At 34.8% G+C, this 25015-nt stretch carries 20 protein-coding genes; 13 read left to right on the plus strand and 7 right to left on the minus strand.

Going from position 1 to position 25015, the window contains the following annotated elements; all coding sequences use genetic code 11:
• Positions 1 to 30: 30 nt before the first annotated feature.
• The 5 genes from thiB to dinB all read left to right on the plus strand — a co-directional run bounded on the left by thiB (position 31) and on the right by dinB (position 6317).
• A complete protein-coding gene (thiB, locus tag J3U57_RS05460) occupies positions 31 to 1029 on the plus strand; it encodes a thiamine ABC transporter substrate binding subunit (RefSeq protein WP_267332528.1) in 999 nt (332 codons plus the stop codon).
• 17 nt (positions 1030 to 1046) lie between these two features.
• On the plus strand, positions 1047 to 2612 hold the full coding sequence (thiP, locus tag J3U57_RS05465; RefSeq protein ID WP_267332529.1) for a thiamine/thiamine pyrophosphate ABC transporter permease: 1566 nt from the start codon (positions 1047 to 1049) through the stop codon (positions 2610 to 2612).
• Entirely contained in the window at positions 2599 to 3303 is a 705-nt protein-coding gene (gene thiQ / locus J3U57_RS05470) for a thiamine ABC transporter ATP-binding protein ThiQ (RefSeq protein ID WP_267332530.1), read from the plus strand. The genes thiP and thiQ overlap by 14 nt, the downstream gene beginning before the upstream one ends.
• 170 nt (positions 3304 to 3473) lie before the next feature.
• Complete coding sequence (gene cptA / locus J3U57_RS05475; RefSeq protein ID WP_267344822.1) at positions 3474 to 5180, plus strand: phosphoethanolamine transferase CptA; 1707 nt, start codon at positions 3474 to 3476, stop codon at positions 5178 to 5180.
• Between the two features lie 81 nt (positions 5181 to 5261).
• A complete protein-coding gene (gene dinB, locus J3U57_RS05480) occupies positions 5262 to 6317 on the plus strand; it encodes a DNA polymerase IV (protein ID WP_267344820.1) in 1056 nt (351 codons plus the stop codon).
• A 124-nt stretch (positions 6318 to 6441) separates the two neighbouring features.
• Here dinB and J3U57_RS05485 read toward each other — a convergent pair whose 3' ends face one another.
• The gene (locus J3U57_RS05485) at positions 6442 to 7878 is read right to left on the minus strand and encodes a 6-phospho-beta-glucosidase (RefSeq protein ID WP_267332533.1); all 1437 of its coding nucleotides are present in this window, start codon (positions 7876 to 7878) and stop codon (positions 6442 to 6444) included.
• 13 nt (positions 7879 to 7891) lie between these two features.
• A complete protein-coding gene (locus tag J3U57_RS05490) occupies positions 7892 to 9766 on the minus strand; it encodes a glucose PTS transporter subunit IIA (RefSeq protein ID WP_267344819.1) in 1875 nt (624 codons plus the stop codon).
• 176 nt (positions 9767 to 9942) lie between these two features.
• Between J3U57_RS05490 and J3U57_RS05495 the strand changes: the two genes are divergently transcribed.
• A complete protein-coding gene (locus J3U57_RS05495; RefSeq protein ID WP_267332535.1) occupies positions 9943 to 10647 on the plus strand; it encodes a GntR family transcriptional regulator in 705 nt (234 codons plus the stop codon).
• A gap of 131 nt (positions 10648 to 10778) precedes the next feature.
• Here J3U57_RS05495 and pyrE read toward each other — a convergent pair whose 3' ends face one another.
• Both pyrE and rph read right to left on the minus strand, forming a co-directional pair.
• Complete coding sequence (pyrE, locus tag J3U57_RS05500) at positions 10779 to 11426, minus strand: orotate phosphoribosyltransferase (protein ID WP_267332536.1); 648 nt, start codon at positions 11424 to 11426, stop codon at positions 10779 to 10781.
• A 13-nt stretch (positions 11427 to 11439) separates the two neighbouring features.
• The gene (gene rph / locus J3U57_RS05505) at positions 11440 to 12156 is read right to left on the minus strand and encodes a ribonuclease PH (RefSeq protein ID WP_267332537.1); all 717 of its coding nucleotides are present in this window, start codon (positions 12154 to 12156) and stop codon (positions 11440 to 11442) included.
• Positions 12157 to 12315: 159 nt separating this feature from the next.
• Between rph and J3U57_RS05510 the strand changes: the two genes are divergently transcribed.
• The 6 genes from J3U57_RS05510 to J3U57_RS05535 all read left to right on the plus strand — a co-directional run bounded on the left by J3U57_RS05510 (position 12316) and on the right by J3U57_RS05535 (position 20212).
• The gene (locus J3U57_RS05510; protein WP_267344818.1) at positions 12316 to 13182 is read left to right on the plus strand and encodes a YicC/YloC family endoribonuclease; all 867 of its coding nucleotides are present in this window, start codon (positions 12316 to 12318) and stop codon (positions 13180 to 13182) included.
• Positions 13183 to 13206: 24 nt separating this feature from the next.
• The gene (locus J3U57_RS05515) at positions 13207 to 14100 is read left to right on the plus strand and encodes a DMT family transporter (protein WP_267344817.1); all 894 of its coding nucleotides are present in this window, start codon (positions 13207 to 13209) and stop codon (positions 14098 to 14100) included.
• Positions 14101 to 14361: 261 nt separating this feature from the next.
• Positions 14362 to 15057, plus strand: a complete 696-nt coding sequence (locus J3U57_RS05520; RefSeq protein ID WP_267344816.1) for a tetratricopeptide repeat protein — start codon at positions 14362 to 14364, stop codon at positions 15055 to 15057.
• Positions 15058 to 15278: 221 nt separating this feature from the next.
• A complete protein-coding gene (locus J3U57_RS05525) occupies positions 15279 to 16067 on the plus strand; it encodes a tetratricopeptide repeat protein (protein WP_267332541.1) in 789 nt (262 codons plus the stop codon).
• 231 nt (positions 16068 to 16298) lie between these two features.
• The gene (locus J3U57_RS05530) at positions 16299 to 19160 is read left to right on the plus strand and encodes an SEL1-like repeat protein (RefSeq protein WP_267344814.1); all 2862 of its coding nucleotides are present in this window, start codon (positions 16299 to 16301) and stop codon (positions 19158 to 19160) included.
• A 158-nt stretch (positions 19161 to 19318) separates the two neighbouring features.
• Entirely contained in the window at positions 19319 to 20212 is an 894-nt protein-coding gene (locus J3U57_RS05535; protein WP_267332543.1) for a tetratricopeptide repeat protein, read from the plus strand.
• A gap of 69 nt (positions 20213 to 20281) precedes the next feature.
• On the opposite strand, the gene J3U57_RS05540 is transcribed toward J3U57_RS05535, so the two are convergent.
• The 3 genes from J3U57_RS05540 to ydiK form a co-directional block, all read right to left on the minus strand.
• On the minus strand, positions 20282 to 21658 hold the full coding sequence (locus J3U57_RS05540; protein WP_267332544.1) for an MATE family efflux transporter: 1377 nt from the start codon (positions 21656 to 21658) through the stop codon (positions 20282 to 20284).
• Positions 21659 to 21812: 154 nt separating this feature from the next.
• Positions 21813 to 23168 (minus strand): CDP-diacylglycerol--serine O-phosphatidyltransferase, encoded by a 1356-nt coding sequence (pssA, locus tag J3U57_RS05545; protein WP_267332545.1) that lies wholly within the window; start codon positions 23166 to 23168, stop codon positions 21813 to 21815.
• 139 nt (positions 23169 to 23307) lie between these two features.
• Positions 23308 to 24360, minus strand: coding sequence for an AI-2E family transporter YdiK (gene ydiK, locus J3U57_RS05550; RefSeq protein WP_267332546.1), 1053 nt, complete (start codon positions 24358 to 24360; stop codon positions 23308 to 23310).
• A gap of 103 nt (positions 24361 to 24463) precedes the next feature.
• Between ydiK and eco the strand changes: the two genes are divergently transcribed.
• On the plus strand, positions 24464 to 24958 hold the full coding sequence (gene eco, locus J3U57_RS05555) for a serine protease inhibitor ecotin (RefSeq protein ID WP_267332547.1): 495 nt from the start codon (positions 24464 to 24466) through the stop codon (positions 24956 to 24958).
• Positions 24959 to 25015: the final 57 nt, after the last annotated feature.

The raw sequence follows: 25015 nt of genomic DNA on the forward strand, positions 1-25015 counted from the left end.
TTTGTCTTTTTCTTGCTATTTGGAGGCAAAATGTTTCGTCAATTGTTGTTATCAACTGTTCTATTTATATCATTGTTTTGGTCGCATTTTTCTGGCGCACAGCAACCGACTTTAACAATATATAGCTATAATTCGTTTATGTCGGAGTGGGGGCCTGGAGAAGCTATCAAACAGGGTTTTGAAGCTCAATGTCATTGTCAGCTAGAAGTAATTACGTTAGGTGATGGTGTTTCAATTTTAAATCGTATTCAGCTTGAAGGTGATAAAACCAATGCTGATGTTGTTTTAGGGTTGGATAATAATCTACTTGAGCAAGCAAAATTAACGAATATTTTTATTCCACATCAGATCGACAAACCCGATAATCTCTATACTGACTGGTGGGATAATGAGTTTATGCCATATGACTTCGGTTATTTTGCCTTTATTTATAATAAACAGAAGATAAAAAATCCACCGCGATCTATGCAACAGTTAGTTGACAATAAAGATCATTGGAAAATCATTTATCAAGATCCTAGAACTAGCACGCCTGGATTAGGTTTGCTGCTGTGGGTTAAAAAAGTTTATGGTGATGATGCTGCGCAAGCATGGCAAAAAATAGCTAAAAATACCGTAACAGTAACAAAAGGTTGGAGCGAATCTTACGGCATGTTTTTGAAAAATGAAGCAGATTTAGTATTAAGTTACAGCACTTCCCCTGTTGCACATATAATTTCTGATAACGATCATCGTTTTGCTGCCGCCATTTTTGATGAGGGGCATTATCGTCAAGTTGAAGTGGCTGCCATTGTAAAATATACACAACAACCAGAGTTAGCTCGCCAATTTTTACATTATTTATTAACACCCGAGATTCAACGTCAATTTGCTGAAAAAAATGTCATGTATCCAATTATAAAAACCGATTTGCCAGCAGCTTATCAACAGATTGATACAGTGAAAAAAGCCCTTGAATTTGATGCAAAGCAAGTTGAATTAAATCAGAAATCGTGGGTGCGTGAATGGCAAGTTGCTGTCAGTAAATAATGTCATCGGAACGAATATTGAAATTTCAATCCTTAATTCCAGGTATCAGTGCTGTTGGTTTGATTTTGCTCATATTAGGCACGGCACTTATTGCGCTTTGGGGATTTGCAATTCGAACCGATAATATAAGCATCTATTTTGATCATTATTTACTGCATATTATTTGGGTAACAGTTTTGCAAGCTGGTTTATCAACTTGTTTAGCCATCATATTGGCAGTATTGATGGCGAAAGCATTAGCTATGGTAGACTTTCCATGTCAAGGATTACTCATCAAAATAATGCCGGTTACCTTTATTTTACCGACTTTAGTTGTGGTTACTGGTTTGCTTTCAGTGTATGGTCAGCATGGTATCGTTTCGTTAATTTTTCAATTTTTGAATCTACCAATTGAATTATCAATTTATGGTTTGAAAGGTATATTATTAGCCCATGTGTTTTTAAATTTTCCTTATGCTTGTTGTTTGTTTTATCAATCCTTAAAAAGTGTTCCTATCGAACAAAAACAGTTAGCTGCTCAGTTAAATTTTTCTGCTTTTACTTTTTTTAAGTTAGTTGAATGGCCATTATTGCGTCGACAAATCTTACCAATGGCAGCACTGATTTTTATGTTATGTTTTTCAAGTTTTGCAATCGTGTTAGCTCTTGGCGGCGGGCCAAAATATACCACTATTGAGGTAGCAATATATCAGTCGATCCGTGATTTTGATCTTATACAAGCCGTGTTACTTTCTTTTTTGCAACTAATTTGTTGTATTGGTTTTCTTATCATCATGCAAAGAATAAATCGAATCAAAAAAATGCATATTCGATTTGTTCATCAAACTTATCAAGTTCCGATTCCTTACTATTTATCATTGATCAGTTATGTCATCATTTTGATTGGGAGTTTATTTATTTTATTACCGTTGGTTACAATATTGATTGAAGGTATTTATTTTTTCAAATTTGCGTTATTAACAGCGGCACTTTTAAAAGCACTGCTTACCTCAATTATCATTGCAGTAGGTTCTGCTTTTATTGCAATGTTTCTTGCATTATTGTTACTTTGGACCAATAGCCGATTATTGATTAATCAACAAATTAAATGGAGCAATCGTTTAATGTTAATTGGTTCATTAATTTTGGCCATTCCAAGTATGGTTTTAGCTTCAGGGCTTTTCTTATTATTATTTCAATATGCCAACAATATAATTATTATTTCAATATTAGTGATGTTGTGTAACGCACTGATGGCGTTACCTTTTTTACTAAAAAATCTTTCAATCCCCATGTATGAAGTGAGTTTACGTTATTGGCAACTTTGCCAATCGCTTAATATTCAAGGTTTAACACATTTTTACTTGATTGAATTTAAGGCATTAAAAAAGTTGATGGTAATGAGTTTTGCTTTTGCTGTTATTTTGTCATTTGGTGATTTTGGTGTTATTGCTTTGTTTGGTGGGCAAGCTTTAACCACCTTACCTTATTATTTATATGAGCAAATATCACACTATCATTATCAAGAAGGTACTGTGACGGCTGCAATTTTATTGATGTTATCTTTTAGCTTAATGGTTGTGATGGATTATGATCGAACTTAATCAAGTAAATTATCATTACGATAATTTTAATATGCATTTTGAAATTAATATTGCAGCAAAAGAGCACGTCGTGATTGTTGGACCAAGTGGTGCAGGTAAAAGTACTTTATTGAGTTTAATCGCTGGGTTTATTTTTCCAAATTCAGGCACAATTAAACTTAATCATCAAAATATGACAAAAATTGCGCCGGGCAAACGTCCTGTGTCGATGTTATTTCAACACAATAATTTATTTAGTCACTTAACAGTTCAACAAAACATCGCTTTAGGAATTAAACCATCATTAAAACTTACACAAGCTGAGCAAAATACAATCGCTAATATTCTTGAACAAGTCGGGTTGGCTGGATTTTCAGAGCGTTATCCAGAACAATTATCAGGAGGGCAACGTCAACGAGTAGCGCTGGCTCGTTGTTTGATACAACATCGTCCAATTTTATTGTTGGATGAGCCTTTTTCAGCCCTTGATCAAGCTTTACGTCAAGAAATGTTATCGTTAGTTAATCAAATTTGTCATCAGTATGATTTAACGCTAATGATGGTATCGCATTATCTAGATGAATCATTGAACTATTTCTCGCGTTGTTTAGTGGTAGAAGATGGACAGATTATTTTTAATGAACGGCCTGCGCAATTAATGCAACCACAGTATAGTGCTGTTGCAAAATTGTTAGGTATAAAAATTGACTAATATAATAATAATGTTAATTTAGTGATAACTTGATCAATTATATATTAAGTTTTTTTATTTTAGTAACTAGGGTTGTTATTAATTATTAACTTTAATAAATACCTTAAGGTTTTATTAATCTCGAAAAGATAACTTATAAAACTTAATTATTCCTTGTTGAAAAAAAAGTTATGCAAAAATTTAACCAGTCTGCAAAATTTAGTTGGTCAAATCTTATTTTTATCATTCTATTTTTTTGCTATTTTTCTTGTGCTTTACAACTTTATATAGCCTTATCTGGACACTCCAACTTTATTGGTTTGCGCGATGCAATAATTTATAGTTTGATTTGGCTAATTCCTGTTTTATTTTTTCCTAATTATACCCGTAAAATCACCGCTGTTTATGGAATAATTGTTGGTGGCCTGTCTTTGATTTCAATTGGATATTTTGTCATTTACCGACAAGAATTTTCACAGAGTGTATTTTTTGTCATGGCGGAATCAAACTTCAATGAATCACATGAATTTATTCAACAATATTTAAGTTGGAAATTGGTGGTTATCCTTGTTGTTTATATTTTAATTGCAATTTATTTATGGAAAAAAGTCAAACCTGTTTATGTTAAAAATGGTACCAAGTGGATAGTATCTATGCTAATTGCTATTTACGCGATAATGCCGTTAGTAATTAGCTTAACTGTCAAAAAAAACACCTTTGAAGAGGCGTATAAACATTTATTAACACGTATGGAAACCACAGTACCTTGGCAATTACTCAATAGTTACATAGCTTATCGTTCGCAATTATCTAGCATGGAAGATATCTTAAATCACTTGCAAACCTTACCAAAGTTAGAAAATTTAACCGATGCTAATGGTGATACGCCAAGAACGTTAGTGCTAATTATTGGTGAATCCACCACTCGTAATCGCATGGGGATTTATGGTTATGGACGCGATACGACGCCTCAAATTGAACAATTTAAAAAGGATAATCCAGATTTACTCGTATTTAATGATGTTGTATCTTCAAGACCGTACACCATTGAAATTCTACAACAAGCGTTAACCTTTGCTGATGAGCGGCATCCTGATTTATATTTGAAAACTCCCTCACTAATTTACTTGATGAAACAAGCAGGTTATAAAACGTTTTGGATCACTAATCAACAGACAATGACAGAACGTAATACCATGTTAACTATGTTTTCAAAACAGGCTGATGAGCAGTTTTTTATGAATAATGATCGCAATCAAAGTTCAAGGCAGTATGATGAGTCAGTTTTTCCGCCTTTTAAATCTGTGTTAGCCGATCCAGCAGAAAAGAAATTCATTGTTATTCATCTGCTTGGTACACATATGAAATATGAGTTTCGCTATCCAAAAGATGGCGAACATGACCGTTTTCGCGATAAAACTGGCATTGCTCATTCTTTAGATGACGATAAGTTAGATGTTTATAATAGTTATGATAATGCGGTCAGTTATAATGATTATGTCACAACAACCTTGTTTAAAATGTTTAAACAAAGCCACGAAAATGGTTTTATCTTGTATTTTTCTGATCATGGTGAAGATGTTTACCAAACTCCACCTCATGATGTATTAGGTCGTAATGAAAAAGCACCAACGAAAACCATGTACACCGTACCATTTATGCTTTGGCAATCACCGCAGTGGCGGGCAACGCATCCTAATAATTATCAAAATTATGTTGATCGTAAATACAGTACCCAAGATTTGATTCATACTTGGTCTGATTTAGCTGGACTGAGTTATAACTTATATGAACCGCAAAAAAGTATTGTTAATCCTAACTTTCATCAATCAACTCGGTGGATAGGCGATCCTTATGATAAAAATGGATTGATCGATTTTGATAAATTATCACACTAATTTATTGTCCGTTTGCACGAGTACTTAAGGTATGATATTGTATATTTATACAGTTATATCTTAAGTACAATTAAACCCATTATGCGAAAAATTATTCATATTGATATGGATTGTTTTTATGCTGCAGTTGAAATGCGAGATAATCCTCGTTATCGTCATTTACCTATTGCAGTAGGCGGCGATCCTCGCAAACGAGGTGTTGTTGCAACAGCTAATTATTTAGCACGTCAATTTGGTGTACATAGTGCGATGTCAACAGCACAAGCGATAAAACTATGTCCTAATCTTAAAGTAATTCCTGGTAGACATGCAGTTTATAAAGAGGTATCAAATCAGATTCACCAAATATTTGCGCGTTATACTTCTGCAATTGAAACACTTTCGCTTGATGAAGCTTATTTAGATGTAACAGAGTGTAAACTTTGTTATGGTTCAGCAACGCTTATTGCCCAAGATATACGCCAAGCTATTTTTAATGAACTTGAATTAACAGCTTCAGCCGGTGTTGCACCTTTAAAATTTCTCGCAAAAATTGCATCAGATATGAATAAACCTAATGGTCAGTATGTCATTAGACCCGAACAAGTGAACAATTTTATTGCACAGTTACCACTTAATAAAATTCCCGGTGTAGGTAAAGTGACCGAAAAAAAACTGACTGAATTGGGCTTATTTACTTGTAACGATGTTGTTAATTACGATCTTACCAAGCTGCTTAATCAGTTTGGTAAATTTGGTCGAGTGTTATTTGAACGATGCCAAGGTATTGATGAACGCGAGGTCTGTAATGATCGACAACGTAAATCGGTAGGGGTTGAACGCACGTTAATCGATGATATTTATCAATGGGAAGCATGTTTAGACCAACTTGATCCCCTGTATGATGAATTAGAGAAAAGGTTAAGTAAAGTTAGAACAGATCTATCGATTGCAAGACAAGGCGTCAAATTCAAATTCGATGATTTTCAATTAACCACTCAAGAACACGTCTGGCCAAAATTAGATAAACAAGATTTAATTGCTCAAGCTTATAAAGTATGGCAAGAAAGGCGTAATAATCGAGGTGTCAGGTTAATTGGTTTTCATGTTACATTAATTGACCCACAATTGGATAAACAGTTAATTTTTAATTTTTGATGATTCTGAAAATGTTTGTTAGTCAATCATTGTGTTAGCTGACGGTTAACAATATAACGTGTCTATGAGGATTTTACCTGTAGTAATAAAATCCTCATTGTGTCTAATCAAGCAATAAACGGCACTATTTTAAATCAGCGCCGTTGGTGGCTATGACGTGTTTATACCATTGAAATGAATCTTTTTTATAGCGTTTCATTGTGCCGTTACCTTCATTATCACGATCGACATAAATCACGCCATAACGTTTTTTCATTTCACCCGTAGTGAAAGAAACCACATCAATAATTCCCCATGCGGTATAGCCCATCACGTCAACGCCATCATAGTCAATAGCTTTTAACATTGCTTTAATATGTGCGCCCAGATATTCAACGCGAGGTTTATCATGAATTTGATTATCATGTTCTAATTCATCAATTGCACCAAAACCATTTTCCACAATAAATAAAGGTAACTGATAGCGATCATATAAACGGTTAAGTGTATAGCGCAAACCTTCAGGATCTATTGGCCAGCCCCAGTCACTGCTTTTTATATAAGGGTTTTCAACTGCATTAGGTAGTGCACCATTGACGATATTATCACGGTTATCATTTTTAACATCAGCTTTTACGACAGTTGACATGTAGTAGCTAAAGCCGATGTAATCAACAGTACCTTGTTTTAAAAAAGCTAAATCTTCTTCAGTAATATCAAGTTTGTAGCCTTCGCGTTCAAACTCTTTTAATGCGTATGCTGGATAATAGCCACGAACATGTACATCAGGGAAAAAGAAGCGCTGATGCATCGCGATTTCTGAGGCCATCATATCTTCAGGATTACAAGAAAACGGATAAATAGGTACATGAGATACCATGCAACCAATTTGAAAATCTGGGTTAATTTTTTTGCCAGCAATCACAGCTTTAGCACTCGCTAACAGCTCATAGTGCGCAACTTGATAAAGCACTTCTTGAGGATTTTCGCCCGGTTTAACTTGAACACCTGAATTAGTCCAGAAAAAGATTGGATTACTGGTATCCATTTGGTTATTAATCTCGTTAAACGTCATCCAGTATTTGACTTTGTGTTTATAACGTTCAAAACAGGTAATAGCAAAACGCTCAAAAAACTCTACGGTTTTACGATTTCGGAATCCACCATAGTGACGGGCAATATGCAGTGGCATCTCGAAATGCGATAGGGTGATAACGGGTTCAATGCCATGGGCAATTAATTCATCGAATACCGCATCGTAGAATTTTAGTCCTTCTTCATTAGGCTCAAGTTCATCCCCTTTAGGATAAATTCTCGTCCATGCAATGGAAGTACGCAGACATTTTAGACCTAACTCTGCAAATAGCTTAATATCTTCTTTATAGTGATGATAAAAATCAATAGCAGTATGATTCGGATAAAATTTATCCGCTTCTATACCTTCAGTTATTTGTCTTGGAACACCATGGGCACCCGCTGTCATTACATCGACAACACTTGGGCCTTTGCCTCCTTCATTCCAACCGCCTTCAAATTGATGGGCAGCTAACGCTCCACCCCATAAAAATGTTTTTTGCTTCATAACTTTTTCCCTATTATTGCTTAATTTTAAATATGATATTTTTAGGTGTAACTTCTGTATTTTCCGTTGAAATAATTTGTTGATATTGATCGGTATTGACAATAATAATTGGTGTAATTAGTGGATATCCTGCTTGTTTGATCGCTTTTGGATCGAAACTAATTAACAAATCACCTTTTTTCACTTTTTGATTGAGTTCTACATGATAACTAAATTCATTATTTGTCAAATTAACGGTATCAATTCCAACATGGATCAGTAATTCAACGCCATTATTTAATGTTAAACCAATAGCATGTTTAGAACTTGCAAACACAGCGGTAACCTGTGCATCATCAGGCGCATATACATGATTATCAGTTGGCTCAATGGCAATACCTTCCCCCATAAGTTTTTGAGCAAAAGCAGGATCAGGGACTTCACTCAGTGGTAATGCTTTACCTGACATTGGACTTGTTATTTCTAGATCGCCCAATACTAATTTGGGGGTATCATTTTCAATCTCATTTGACTGTGCTTGTTTCGCTTCACCCGTTCCTAAAATTTGGATTATCAACACAGGACCGAATAATGCAATTGCTGATCCAATTAAAACACCAATAAATGATCCAGGATGTTCAGGATTAATCGCATTGACAATAGTTAATGGTCCAGGTAATGCGGCATAAGTATAGTAATAGGGTGAAAACAAACCTGCAACAATCCCGCCAAGTGCTCCACATAAGCAACCATAAATAAAAGGTTTTTTAAAGCGTAAATTAACGCCATAAATGGCTGGTTCGGTAATACCAAATAGTCCTGTCACGAAAGCGGATAATGATACCCCTTTCATTTCTTGCGTGCGAGTTTTCAAATAAAAACCTAATGCAGCACCAACTTGACCAATAACGGCGATAGTTTGGAAAGCTTGGAATGAGTCTTGACCATACTGGTTAATATTTTCAATGATAACAGGCGTAATACCCCAATGTACGCCAAATATGACAAAGACTTGCCATACAGCGCCAATTATTCCACCTGCAACAGATGGTGCAAGGTTAACTATCCAGTTATAGCCATGAGCAATATAGTGAGCGGCACCTGCTGTTACTGGTCCAATAGCTAGTAAGGTTAGTGGCACCATAATCACTAAACAGATAAGAGGCATTAACAGTGGTTTAATAATGCTGTGTAAACGTGGTTCTAAAAATCGTTCAAGGTAAGATAGCAACCATACTAAAAATAGGGGTGGTAATACGGTTGAAGTGTAAGTGGTTTCAGATAAAGCGATACCAAATAGATCAATTTCTTGCCCCGATTTTATTAAAGCCGCAAGTTCTGCCCATGTTGGCGATAATAAAGCTGCACAACAAGCGACCGCAATATAAATATTACAACGAAAGTGTTGTGAGGCAGTAATTGCAATAAAAATAGGTAAAAAAGCAAAAGGTGCCCATGAAATAAAATTGAATATTTGACAGGTACCGGTTGTTGCAAACTGAGGAAAAGCTAATTTAATTAAAATTAAGATCCCTTGTAGAATCCCTGATGCAGCTAGAACATAAACAAATGGGGCAAAAACAGCTGACATGGTTGCAATAATGCGATTTAACATTCCGCTTTGGGCATTTTTTTCAATTTTGTTATCCGTGTTAATGAGTTTTATAAATGCGTTGTAAACTTTTTCAACATTGGTACCAATAACAATCTGAATTTGTCCACCTTTTTCAACTACCGTGATGACTCCTGGCATTTTAGCAATGGTTTCTTTAGCGTGTTCAGGTGTTTTTTGGGTAACAATTCGTAGACGCGTAGTACAGCGAGCTACGGTAACAATATTATTTTCACCTCCTAGCTCATTTAGAATATCAATAGCGAGTTGATTATAGTCTCTGATTTTTGACGACATCGATTTTACTCCTCAAAAAGGTTAGTAAGCTTATCTTATCGATAAAATTGAAATTGTTAATGACCAATTATATTGTTTGTGATCTAGATCTAACTTTTCATTCGCTTAGTTTAAAAATCTTATTAACCTGTATAAAATAGATAACATTTACTTATAAGAAGAATAAAGAGTTTGCCATGCTGAAATATCAAGATGTTGCTGAAAAAATTAAGCAAACTATCTATCAACAAAAAATGCCTAAAGATACCCAGTTACCTAATATTGAAGGATTAATAAATCAATATCAGGTTAGCCGGACTACGATTATAAAAGCCCTTAATCGTTTAGAGCGTCATGGTGTTATTTACCAGATTCAAGGTAGCGGTATTTTTGTTCGTCAACCTAAAAAGAGTGGTTATCTTAATTTTTTAGAAAGCCATGGTTTTAGTGTCGATTTAAACGATTTACCAGGATCGTCCGAAGTGTTTAATGTTGATATCATTAAGCCCAACCAGAAAGTTAAAGAAAATCTGCAATGCAGTGATGACGAAGACGTATACTTTATCAAACGTTTACGTTATGTCGATGGTGAAGTCTATGGCTTTGAACAATCTTATTATCGCAAAAAATTAGTCTCTTATTTGAATAAACAAATAGCAGAGCATTCTATATTTAGTTATGTACAAGAGACGTGTAATATCAATATCGGATTTTCGGATAAATATTTTAACGCGATAAAATTAGAGCAAGATGTTGCAACCTATTTAGGGTTAAAAGCGGGTGATCCCGCGCTATGTGTTGAGGAGATCTTTTATACTTCGGCCGGTGAGCCTTTCGATTTTTCCCAGATCATTTATCATTATGATAATGCCAAATTTTATGTGCAAAGTCATTCGAAGTAATAGTTAAAAACCTTTCATCCTCATTTAGTCGATTAACTTATTTATTACTATTGTTTTATCACTGTTTAAGATAAAAAAAGCGCTTTAAAAGCGCTTGATTGAATCTATTTTTAAACAACATCAGCCAGTAATTACCTTATGCCATATTCCGCGCGATAAGCCTCGACCTGTTTAACTTGGTCTTGGCGGGCAGGATCTTTATATAAATATTGAATCAAGTCATCTAGTGTGATGATTGAAATGACATCACATTGATAAGTTTGTTTAATCTCCTGAATAGCTGAAAGGTCACCGCGGCCTTTTTCTTGACGATCCAAGCAGATAAGCACACCCGCTAATTTAGATTTGTTGTCTTCAAGTATTCGCATTGATTCACGAATGGCTGTACCGGCTGTAATTACATCGTCAACTAACATAACTCGCTGTTGATAAATAGAACTTCCTACTAAATTACCGCCTTCACCATGATCTTTCGCCTCTTTGCGATTAAAACAGTAAGGCACATCAACATTATGGTGTTCTGAAAGTGCAACAACCGTTGATGAGACGATAGGAATACCTTTATAGGCTGGACCAAAAATGACATCATATTGTAAATTAGCATCGGTTAATGCTGCTGCATAAAAACGACCTAATAAAGCGAGATCTTTGCCAGTGTTAAACAGTCCTGCATTAAAAAAATAGGGGCTTTTACGACCCGATTTTAAGGTGAATTCACCAAATTTTAATGCTTGCCTTTCTAAAGCAAATTCTATAAATTCACTTTTATATGATTTCATCGATTATCTCCAATTAATCTTTTAAGGCCTGCTTTTGTGCTTCAATAATAGCGGCAATGCCGTTTTTAGCTAGATCTAATAATTTCAATAATTCATCGTGGCTGAACGGTTCGCCTTCGGCCGTGCCTTGTACTTCAATTATTCGACCATCGTCGGTCATGACCACGTTCATATCGGTTTCTGCGTTAGAATCCTCAATGTATTCCAAATCACATAATGCTTCGCCTTCAACAATACCAACAGATACCGCAGCGACTAAAGATTTGATTGGGTTTTGTTTAATTTGTCCTTTAACCAACATTTGGTTGATGGCATCATTAAGCGCGACACAAGCACCAGTTATAGACGCCGTTCTGGTGCCACCGTCAGCTTGAATGACATCGCAATCTAAAGTAATGGTATATTCACCGAGTAATTTAAGATCAATCATTGCTCGTAATGAACGCGCTATAAGGCGTTGAATTTCCATTGTACGGCCTGTTTGTTTACCTTTAGCTGCTTCGCGTTGATTTCGTGAATTGGTCGCGCGCGGTAACATACCATATTCGGCGGTAACCCAACCTTGATTTTGACCTTTTAAAAAGCGTGGAACACCTTCATCAACAGTGGCATTACAAAGTACCTTGGTTTCACCAAATTCAACCAATACAGAACCTTCTGCATGCTTAGTATAATGACGGGTTATTTTGATTGGGCGGACTTGTTCCGCAGATCGACCAGACGGGCGCATGCAATTCTCCAGCAGTTTAATTTAAAAAATTATCGTATTGAGCTAATCATTTAGGAGGACATCAACTGGATTACGTTGATGTTTAGCCTAAGCTAAGAGCATATTATACAGAATTTGTGATACAATGCCCAGCAAGTTTTTCAATTTTAGGGTGCAATTATGATTTCAAGTATGACGGCTTATGCAAGAAAAGAACTAAATCAACAATGGGGTAATGCTTCGTGGGAATTACGTTCAGTCAACCAACGATATTTAGAAACGTATATCCGTTTGCCAGAACAGTTTCGATCGTTAGAGCCTATTATTCGTGAACGCTTACGTAATCGTTTAACTCGAGGAAAAATTGAATGCAATTTGCGCTTTGAATTGGATTCTGCTGCACAAGGTCAAGAATTATTACTTAACAAAGAATTAGCTAAACAAATTTTAACTGCTGCAGATTGGATTAAAACGCAGCACCAAGCTGCTGAAGTCAATCCTATCGATGTGTTGCGTTGGCCTGGTGTGTTATCAGCAAAAGAGCAAAACCTTGACACGATTTCACAAGAGATTTTGGCCCTATTGGATATTACTATTGATGAATTTATCACCGTTCGTGAACGAGAAGGTCAAGCTCTTCGTGATTTAATTATTCAACGATTAGAAGGTATTACAGAACAAGTTAATAAAATTAAAAAGTGTATGCCTCAAATATTGGAATGGCAAAAAGAGAAACTGAAAAGTAAACTTGAAGAAGCGAATATAGAACTTGATAACTCTCGTCTTGAGCAGGAAATACTTATGCTTGCCCAACGTATTGATGTGGCAGAAGAGCTTGATCGTTTAACAACGCATGTGAAAGAAACCTATTCGATTTTAAAGAAAAACGAAGCAGTGGGTCGTAGATTGGACTTTATGATGCAAGAATTTAACCGTGAATCGAATACAATTGCCTCTAAATCAATCAATGCTGAGGTGACAGCAAGTGCTATTGAACTAAAAGTTCTCATTGAACAAATTAGAGAACAAGTACAAAACATTGAGTAAAAAACTAACTCACTTTAAGCAACAATGAATCGTTCATACGGTGTTATTGCCGTCATATTGGCATCAATCTTATGGGGTACAACAGGTACGGCAGCAACGTTAGCCCCATCACTCTCTCCTTTATTTATTGGTTCCTTTGCCATGGGGGTAGGGGGATTATTACAATCTATTTTTGCTCTATCTAATATATTTAAAGAACGTAGGTTAATAGCAAATCACTTAGGTTTTTTACTGGTTGGAAGTATTGCTGTTTCCCTTTATCCGCTAGCATTTTACTCTTCTATGCGACTATCTGGTGTGACTGTTGGTACAGTAGTATCTATTGGAACGGCACCGATTCTTTCAGCAATAATTGAGTATCGTAGCAAGGATTTTCATATTACTAAACAATGGGTTATTGGCGCGGCTTTTGGCATTTTAGGCATTATGCTTCTTTGTTTTTCTGAAAATAGTGCGACATCAACGCAATATAGTCATTTGGCTATTGGTATTTTGCTTGGTTTAATTGCTGGATTCACTTATGCATTATACTCTTGGTCGGCTCGTCAAATGATGTTAAAAGGTATATCCAGCAAAGCAGCGATGGGAACGACATTTGGATGCGGAGGTTTATTGTTAATTCCAGTTATGATTTTAGTAGGATCTCAGTTATTTGATTCATTAATCAATATAACCATAAGCCTTTATATGGCATTGATTCCCATGTTTATCGGGTATTTATGTTATGGTTATGGGCTGTCAAAAATATCGGCTAGCACAGCAACAACTATTACACTATTAGAACCGGTTATTGCAGCTATTTTGGCCATGTTAATTGTCGGTGAGTATCTATCTTTTTTAGGTTGGTTGGGGGTGATATTTATTTTTATTTGCCTTGTTTTAGTTACGCTATCGACCTTAAGTAAAGCATCAGTTTAGACTCAAGATAATTAAATACATTGTTAGTAAATAGTAGTTGTCCTCCACCGATATATTTATAAAATGCATATTATCATTAAATTTTTCATAGCAAAGAGTTACCCTGAAATCAATGACCTATTTTTATTAAATAATTTTGATATTAGTCAAAATTATTAATGCTATCATTTGTTATTAGACAATAATTTTGACAATATTACCAAGTACAAGAATAGAAAATAATATAAATTATTTAACCTATAAAGATGATAAGGAAAAAACATGAAAAAAATATTCACCACAAGCTTACTGTTTTTGTTTTTAACGGGTATAGCCAATGCAGAAACCTCTTTAGAAGATATAGAAAAACTGCCTCGAGAAGAAATTATTAAACTTGCTAATGAAAAAAATGATGCTAAAGCACAATACTCTTTAGCACAAGATTATCAAGACGGTATAAATGTTGAGAAAGATCAAGCTAAAGCGAGAGAATTATACGAAAAATCAGCGGCACAAGGTTATGCACCGGCACAGTCTAATTTAGGTGTTTTTTATGAAAATGGTATTGCTGGTGAACAAAGTTATGAAAAAGCTAAACAGTTATATGAAAAATCAGCAGCGCAAAATGATCAGCATGGTCAATACAATTTAGCAACCTTGTATCAAAATGGTCGTGGTGTATCGCAAAATTTTGCAAAAGCCCGAGAGCTTTTTGAAAAATCTGCAGAACAAGGTTTTGTTAATGCACAATATCAATATGGTCAAATGTATTTGTTAGGCGAAGGTGTCAAAAAAGATTACGATAAAGCAAGAGTTTGGATGGAAAAAGCTGCACAGCAAGGAAAACCAGAAGCACAATTTAACTTAGGTGTGATGTATCAAAACGGTATGGGTGGTTTACCAAAAGATGACGACAAAGCATCAGAATGGTTTGAAAAAGCTTGTGAAAATGGTGCTAATCATCCAATTTGTAAATAATTAACAAAATTTAACTCACTACACGGAGGCAGTCGCCTCCTAAATAATTACGACAATCCCAGTATTGTTTTAATATTTTGCCACTATCGTCCATTTTAAGCATAAACGTAATTTAATAAACTTAATTAAAATTAATTGGTAATCATTATTTATATTGCTAGAATAAAATGTAAATACGATAATCTAAATAATATAACTATCTCGTAGTTAAGGAATAAGAAGTGAAAAAATTATACACAATTATTTTATTTTTTTTATTTTTAACTAATGCAGTAAGTGCACAAGATATCAAAAATTTAAGCATCAACGATTTGTCTAACTTAGCATCAGAACAAAACGATCCTGAAGCACAATTTTATTTAGGTGTTATGTATGAACAGGGTAAAGGTGTTGAACAGGACTATGAAAAAGCTAAGCAATGGTATGAAAAAGCGGCATCGCAAGGTATTGTTGAGGCTCAATTCAATTTAGGACAAATTTACTACACAGGTATGGGAAGTGCTCCAGATTATGTTCAATCTAAAAACTGGTTTGAGAAAGCCGCATCACAAGGTGATGTTGATGCGCAATTTAATTTGGGCATGATGTACGAGAATGGTAGAGGTGTTGAACAAGATTTTACTCAAGCAAAAACATGGTACGAAAAAGCAGCTGCACAAGGTTTTGTCGATGCTCAATTCAATTTAGGCATTATGTATGACACTGGAGAGGGAATAGAGCAAAATTATACCAAAGCAAAAGAGTGGTTTGAAAAGGCAGCACTTCAAGGTGATGCTGAAGCACAAACTAATTTAGCGTGGATATATTATGAAGGCAAAGGCGTTGAAAAAGATTTAAAATTGGCGAAAGAGTGGTTTGAAAGAGCCGCAGCTCAAGATCAACCCGAAGCTCAGTATAATTTAGGTATCATGTATGAAGATGGAAATGCGGTAAAAAGAGATCCAGAACAAGCACAAAAATGGTACAAAAAAGCATGTGAAAATGGACTGGATAGTGAAATTTGTAAATAAGCTATCAATCCAAAGAACATTTGGTCTAAAGTAAATCTATTTTAATTGAAAAATCGATTACACGGTTTTGTCATCAAATCCATGTTTAATAAAATCTTTCCTGATGCAGAAATACATCTTTAGATTCCTAATTTTCTCTATATCGTTTATGCTTATCATAATAAAACAATTTAAACTGTTCGGTATAAACTTGTTTTCTGAGGTAATAATAATCAAGGAACAAAATAAGAAATGAAGAAATATCTACTAATATTATTACTCATGTCAATAAATTTGGTTCATGCCAATGAGCAAGAAAATTTAAAATTAGATGAGTTGTTACAGTTGGCTTATGAACAACAAGTTCCAAGTGCACAATATGAGTTAGCGGTTCGATATCAAGAAGGCAATGGTGTTGAAAAAAACTATCTAAAGGCTAAAGAATTATTTGAAAAGTTAACTTCGCAAACCAACAATGATGTTAAATTTAGAGTTGGTTTTTTGTATTTTATCGGTGATGAAGGATTAGAAAAAAATTACGCTAAAGCTAAAGAATGGTTTGAAAAAGCAGCCGCTGAAGGTGATAGTAATGCTCAATTTTATTTGGGCGTTTTATATCAACATGGATATGGTGTAATAAAAGATTATAGATTAGCAAGAAAGTGGTTTGCTAATGCAGCTAATCAGGGTCACAGTGATGCTCAAGCTAATTTAGGGCAGTTTGCACTTTATGGTATAGGGCAAATGCAATATATTGATGGTGCCAAATATTGGCTTAACATTGCCGCTCTGCAAAATCATCCCAAAGCCCAATACTACTTAGGCATAATAAACTATGCAAAAGCACAAGAAGATGCAAACTATTATATTGACGCTAAAAATTGGTTCGAAAAATCTGCTAAGCAGGGCTATGCTTATGCACAATATAAATTAGGTCAGTTATATCTACGTGGTGAAGGGGTAAAGCAAGACGAAAACATTGCTAATCAGTGGTTTGAGGCTGCACGTCAACAAGGTTTATCTCAAGCAGAATTTAACAAAATAGATAACAATGAAGATGTTGACGACCTTAGTCAGGATTATAGTAAAGTTCAGCAATGGTATGAAAAAAGATCATTACAAGGCGATATCAATGCAATGGTATCTTTAGCTTTTAGTTATACCAATCAAGAGCCATATGGTGTTGATGTCAATTTTTCCAAAGCCAAACAATGGTTCGAAAAAGCCGCAGAACAAGGCGATCTTGATGGTGAATACGAAACAGGTATCTACTATTATTATGGTATTGGTTCAGAACAAGATTATGTACAAGCTAAGCAATGGTTAGAAAAATCAGCTAAACGAAATGATAAATTGTCGCAATACTTTTTAGCTATGCTGTATAAAAATGGCAATGGTGTAAAACAAGATTTTGTCAAAGCTAAAGAGTTGTTTGAGAAAAGTGCAGCACTTCCTGACTCAAGACCGCAAGAGCAATTAGGATTACTTTATTTAAATGGCGATGGGGTAAAACAAGATTATGTAAAAGCCAAAGAGTTTTTTGAAAAAGCGGCAACAAAAATTAGTGATCATGCTGAATTTAATTTAGGTCTAATGTATCAAAATGGTAAAGGTGTTAAACAAGACTATGTCAAAGCTAATGAGTGGTTCGAAAAAGCCGCTTCACGAGGCAACTCTAATTATCAGTTTTATCTAGGTGAAATATATAAAAAGGGACAAGGTACTGAGATTAATTTCACTAAAGCTAAACAATGGTATGAAAAAGCCGCTTTACAAGGTAATGTGAATGCACAATATGCTTTGGGCAAATTTTATCAATATGGTTATGGTGTTACGCAAGATATTATTAAAGCTAAGCAGTGGTATGAACAAGCGGCGCAGCAAGGGCATGATGATGCGCAGGTGCAATTAGCAAGTTTGTACTTAACAGCGAATGGTACCGATCAAGATTATGTAAAAGCTAAACAGTGGTTTGAAAGAGCTGCTTTAAAAAATAACATGGATGCACAACTAGCATTGGCTAATTTGTATGAAACAGGGCTAGGCGTTGCCCCCAATCCTGCTAAAGCTAAAGAGTGGCGAAAAAAAGCAACAAATAAATCCGAAAGTGTAGATGATGTAACAAAAGAAACAACGCTATTATCGCATGAAGCTAAAATGTTAGCCTTGAATGAACAGTTAGCGCTACAAGGCGATGTAACCGCTCAGTTACAGTTAGCATTTTTATATGCAAAGAATAATAATGGAGTACAACAGAATAATAAGAAAGCTAAAGAATGGTTTGAAAAGGCGGCACTACAAGGTAATGCTGATGCTCAATATAATATCGGAAAATTTTATCTTGAAGGTATTGGTGTTGAGCAAAATTCGACCATTGCTAAAGCGTGGTTCGAAAAAGCAGCATTACAAAATGATAGTCGTGCTCAACTGGCGTTAGGACTGATTTATGCCAAAGGTAAGGGGATCGAACAAGATTACACTGCTGCAAAACAATGGTTTGAAAAGGCTGCCGCACAAAATGATGCTAACGCAGCATTCAACTTGGGCTTAATATATGACAAGGGCTATGGTGTTGAACAAGATTATACTAAAGCCAAACAGTGGTACCAAAATGCTGCATTGATGGGGAGTGATGAGGCCCAATTTTATCTAGGTGAAATGTATCGAATGGGGCATGGCGTACCTCTAAAAAACTATACTGAAGCTAATTATTGGTACTGGAAATCCGCTGACCAAGGTAATGTTAAAGCATCATATATGGTGGCTTATTTCGATTTTTATGGTCTAGATAGTACCGAGTTTAATGGATATTCATTAGATTATTTTCTAAATGCCGCTTATCAAAATCAACCTCGCGCTAACAGCGCCTTGGGACAAATTTACTATTATGGCGTTGATGATAAGAGTGGCTATAATAATTATGTTATCAAGCCAGATTTTACTAAAGCAAAACAATTTTTTGAACAGAGTGCAGCACAAGGTTTTGCGCATTCCCAGTATTATTTAGGGGTAATGTATTTACATGGCTTAGGCGTCAAAAAAAATCCTAAATTAGCTAAGCAATGGTTACAAAACGCTTGCGAAAATGGCTTTCAACATCAAATTTGTCAATAATCAAATAGATGATGTGTATATTCAATAAAAAATAGTATTTAAATAAAATAACCTGTTAGCGCTTTTACCTGAGTAAGGGTTTAATCAAAGATAGTTGAAGCCACCATTGTTATGACCTAACAACGGGGATTTCAAGTAATGGAGTTTAGAAATAAAAGATGAATAAAAATGTAACTGCTTTACTCTTATTTTTATTGTCTGTGAGTTCAGCCAACGCTAATGAATTAAAAAAATTAAGTAATGATGAACTTTTGCAAATGACAGCTGAAAGTTTACCAGAAAAACCGCAATATGATTTTGGCATTCAATATCAATATGTTGATGGTAATGAGCTACAAGATAGTATTAAATTAAAACAATGGCTTGACGCTGCTGCTTTACAAGGTGATGCTGGTGCAGAATTTGATTTAGCCACATTGTACCAAAATAGCATTGGTATTGAACACAATAGTCACTTAGCTAAGCAATGGTATGAAAAATCAGCACAACAAGGAAATGCTGATGCTCAATATGCTTTAGGCTGTTATTACTTTTATGGGTATGCTGGTGAACAAGATTATGCTAAAGCAAAAGTGTGGTATGAAAAAGCGGCTCTACAAGGTGATGTACGTGCACAATTGCAATTAGGTTTAATGTTTACAAATGGGTATGGTGTTGAAAAAGATTATCAGCAAGCAAAAAGTTGGTTTGATAAGTCAGTTGCACAAAACGATAATCGCGCTAAAGTAATGTTAGGTCTAATGTATTTAAATGGTAACGGCGTTGAGAAAAATTATAATGATGCAAAATCATGGATTATAGACAGCGCCAAATTAAACATTGAAAATGACCTTGCTCTTATGTATATAAATAATGATGGCAGCCAACCAGATTATGTTCAAGCGATAAAACTATTTGAAGATGCTGCAAAAACTGATGTTCATGCAAAATATTACTTAGGATTAATGTTTATTCAAGGTGTTTTTGTTGAGCCAAACTATGTCAAGTCAACACAATACTTTATTCAAGCATGTGATGACCCTGATGTTGGTGATATTCCAATTTGTTTTTGATCTTTAACCTTAAAACTGGTCATAATTTATATCGATTAAAAAAGTAATGAATTTATTTTTTTATACTAACTATTGGTGACATCGACTCTTTATCGATTTGAAATACCAAAATAGTACCGTAAATGCAACGCCAGTTGATAAAAGATCTGCTGTTGGTGATGAGGCCCAAACTCCATCTAATCCAAAGCATAACGGTAATAGGTATAGTGTTGGCAATAAGATCAAAATTTGTCGGGAAAGACTTAATAAAATGGATATTTTTGCCATACCAATACACTGAAAAAAGCTTGTGGTAACCATTTGAAAACCGACAAAAGCAAACGATAAAGTCGTGTATCGTAAAGCTATCGCCGATATGTGCACTAAATCCTCATCAGAACTAAATGCGCGCACTAACACATCTGGAACAAAAAATCCTAAAATAAAGCCAATGCTAGTAATGACTGTTGCAACTTTGACCCCATAGAAGAAAGTGGCTTTAACTCGTAGATAGTCTTTCGAACCATAGTTATAGCCAATAATCGGTTGCATTCCTTGATTGATACCAATAACAATCATAATAATCAATGTAATTAATCGATTAGCATTGGAATAACCTGCAATTGCATCATCACTTGAAACGTTTGACAAAGGAGCATAATGGGTAAGTTGCCAATTAATAAACACAACCACAATAGAGGCGGCGACTTGCATCGCAAAAGGTGACATACCAATTGATAAAATTGATTTAATATATATCCAATTAAGTCTAAAGTTACATCGATACAGTTTGATATTACTATTTTTACTGATAAAGTGCTGCATCACAAATAAAAAGCTAATGAACATCGATAAAGTAGTTGCAAAAGCTGCACCACGCATCCCCCAACCAAAGCCAATGATAAAAATAGGTGCTAAAATGATATTGGCAATGACACTAATAAACATGGTGACCATTGCTTTAAATGGGTAACCGCTTGCCCGCATCATGTTGTTATAATTAAATGTTAACGTAATAAATATGCTACCGGGCAAATATACTTGCAAAAACTCTTTAGCATATTGATGATTGGTTGGGCTGGAGCCGACAAAATGTAACACGGGATCAACAAAGTAGAGTAGTGATGCTAAAGTTATACCGCTTAAAACAGCCGTTAACATAAATGATGTGCCAGCAATTTTTTCGGCTTTATCCGTTTCTCCACGACCTAAAAAAATCGATATGCGACTGGCTGACCCAATACCTACAAGCATACCGATACCCGCGGTCAGGTTCATTACAGGTAAAATAATACCAGCTCCACTCAGTGCCTCACGACCAATCCAGTGACCAATAAATATCCCATCAATAATGTTATACAGTGTATTGACAATAGTACCAATTACCGCCGGTAAAGCATACTGCCAAAATAACCAACTAATTTTTTTATTTTTGAAATCATTGTAAACATCTTGAGAGTGAGTCATCGATTCTATTTTCCCACAGTTAAATGTTGTAAAAAATATTAAAAAAGCGCGATATTTGCGTTTGAAATAATTTAAATTGCATGACTAAAGGGGTATTAAAAGCGTAATGACTGATCTCAATACCAACTAATTTAAATTTATTTAGTCTAACACGTTATAACAAACGTTTAATAATTCTATCAACACGAATGCGACTTAAGCGTTTAATCAATTTATGTACCTGTTTTGGATAAAATTGACTAGCTTGAATTTGTTGGAAATGAGTAACCAACGTCGTTTTTTGACGAATGGTATCGAGTTCCTGCTTAATTTGTTTTTGTAACTCTTGTTTAGGGTCATGAACTAAAATGCCATTTTCCAGATCTAAACGCCAAGCACGCGGATTAAGATTATTGCCTGTAATAAGCATCCATTGATTGTCTACCCAAACACCTTTAAGGTGATAAGTTTGATCTTCATCTTTCCACAAACGAATAATTAATTGTTGTTTATCAATATAAGGTTGTAAGCGTTCAATAAAGTTTCTTAAATTGATTTCGTATAAATAAGGTAATCCACCCGAAATATTAAAAGGTTTATCTGGCGGAATATAAAAATCATTTGCTTCTTTATCGCCAATAATAATTTCCACTTGTCTCCCTTTTCTAAGTAATCGAATAATATCGCGAACCAAGATATTGGGTAAATTGAAATAAGGGGTACAAAATATAACGTTATGTTGTGTTGTATTAATCAGATGATGAATAATTTTATTTAAACTATTATTGCGCCCAAGTCCTGCAATAGGCGAGACGGTTAATTCATTGTTACTTGCATAACTTTCATATTGATAATTTGCTTCACTAAGGTGTTGGCGTAATGTTTTTATTTCAGCTTTAATTTGTTTACGGGTTTTATGGTGTTCTACATCTAAACGCTGTAATCCCTCAAAAGGTAAAAAATTATCATTGACATATTTTATCATGCAATCAGCTAGCGTTTTATTTGTGATAAAATGGTATCTATCATACCGATATTTATTGAACTTATGTAAATAGACATTATTGATACTTGCCCCGCTATATATGACTGTATCATCAATAATTAACCCTTTAAGATGTAACACACCAAGTACTTCTCGACGGTTAATGGGTACACCATAAACTGGAATGTCAATATCGGGATGCTGCTGCTTCATCTGATTATAATAACGAGCATTGGTTTGGTTTTTATCTTCTCCAAACCGTCCGCGTTGTGCTCGATGCCAGTCGACAAAAATTTTAATGTCTAAATTTGGTTTTTGTTTTTTTGCCTGATAAAGTGCATTTAAGATTTCTTGTCCAGCTTCATCTTGCTCTAAATATAACGCTATTATGTAAATTCGGTGTTGTGCTTTATAAATACTGTCGAGCAAAGCAATTCTGTATGAATTTGGATCAAATAAAATGCGGTATTGACTAGCATCTTGAGGAATTTTTGCTAAATCATCAAGATGCTTTTGATGGTTATATCTAATAAAAGGTATTCTCATTATTTATATATTATTGTAACTGGGCTATGTAGTAGCATAGCATAAAATACACCAGAAAATAATACTCCTTTTTACATTACATTAAGGGCATAAATCAAGTTTGTAACAAGCTTCGATTAATGACTATTCAACTTTATTGTTAAGCTTGTTCATCGACCCATGATTCAATAAGCTTATAAGTCAATGCTAACACAACTGGACCGATAAACAATCCCATAATACCAAAGGCGAGTATTCCTCCAATAACACCAAACAATATGAGCAAAAATGGTAAATCGGCGCCTTTTTTTATTAAATATGCACGCATTACACTATCAAGTGTGGTTAAAATAATCGCAACAAAAATTAATACAATCGCCGAAATGGTATTTCCATCCCAAAATTGCCAGATAATGCAGCCTATCATGACAATGACCGGACCAATTTGCGCCACACAGCAGATAAATAAAATGAGCGTCAAAATGCCAGGGAAAGGCATGTTAGTAAGCACAAAACTGATGCCACCAATTAGTGCTAACGTAATGGCGGTAACGACAACACCTAAAGCTACGGCTCTTATTGCTTGACCGGCTAAAGTAACGGTTGTTTTACCATAGTGTTTTGATAAACGATTAGCAAAAACATAGACGTATTTTGTAATACTTTCACCTTTAAGAAATAATAATAAACTAAAGATGATCATTACACCGGCATGGAAGATGAATATACTGATATTGGTCGCTTGTTCTAAAAGCCATCCAACCAAAATACCGATATATGGCTGGATATCAGAAATCAGCTCCGATCCATCTGTTTGAATAATTTCTAACCATTTTTGGTGTAATTCATTTCCAAACATAGGTAGGCTGCTTAACCAATCTAATGTCGGTAATTCACGATGAGGTAGTGTTCTAGCCCATTCAATTAAATAATGACCATTTTGTGCAACACTACTAATAATTAATATAAATGGTATAATACAAACGAAAGCCAAAATTAGTGCCATGACTAATAGTGATAACCAGCGTTTATTAAATAGTTTTTGTTGGATTTTGATCATTAATGGCCAAGTGGCAATAACCACCATGACCGCCCAAAAAAAACCAAACAAAAAAGGTTCAACTACACGATAAGTAATAATGATTAGTAATCCTATTATTAATAGGTTTAGAATCAATTTAAGTAAATCGTACGTATTGTTTTCAGCTGGCATTTTTGTACCATATTATTTAGTCTAGAAAATGTTATTATACGCAATAAGATTCAAAAAGCATATGTTGTATGTTAACCATTATACTTTTTTCGGAGGTGTAAAAATGAAGAAAATAATGTTATTAATGATGATGAGTGTTGCATTAGCGGCGTGTTCGACATCACCAAAATCAGCTAAAGTTGTACAAAATGTAAATGATACAGCACCTTTCCCAGAAGCCATGCCTGGCTATACTCGCTATGCTATTCATCTTCCTGCATTAAAAGATGAAAATAGTGCCCGTGTCGAAGTATTAGTTGGTAAAGATATGAATGTTGATTGCAATGCGCATAGCCTTAGCGCGACTATTAAACAACAAGAATTGAAAGGTTGGGGATATTCATATTATGTGGTAGATAAAGCCAAAGATGGCATATCAACACTCATGGCTTGCCCAGAAAGTGCTAATAAAAATCAATTTGTAACTATCGGTAACAATATTGGAACGCTAAATTATAATAGCCGTTTACCAATCGTTTTTTATGTACCAAATGATTTAACTGTTAAATATCGTGTTTGGCAAGCAGATGCCAAAATTTTGCAAGCGACTGCCGAATAAAACAGCTAAATTAATTGTCAATTTATGATAAATAGTGGGTTGAGCGGTCAAAATATC

This window comes from Gilliamella sp. B3464, assembly GCF_026536145.1.
Taxonomy (GTDB): Bacteria; Pseudomonadota; Gammaproteobacteria; order Enterobacterales; family Orbaceae; genus Gilliamella.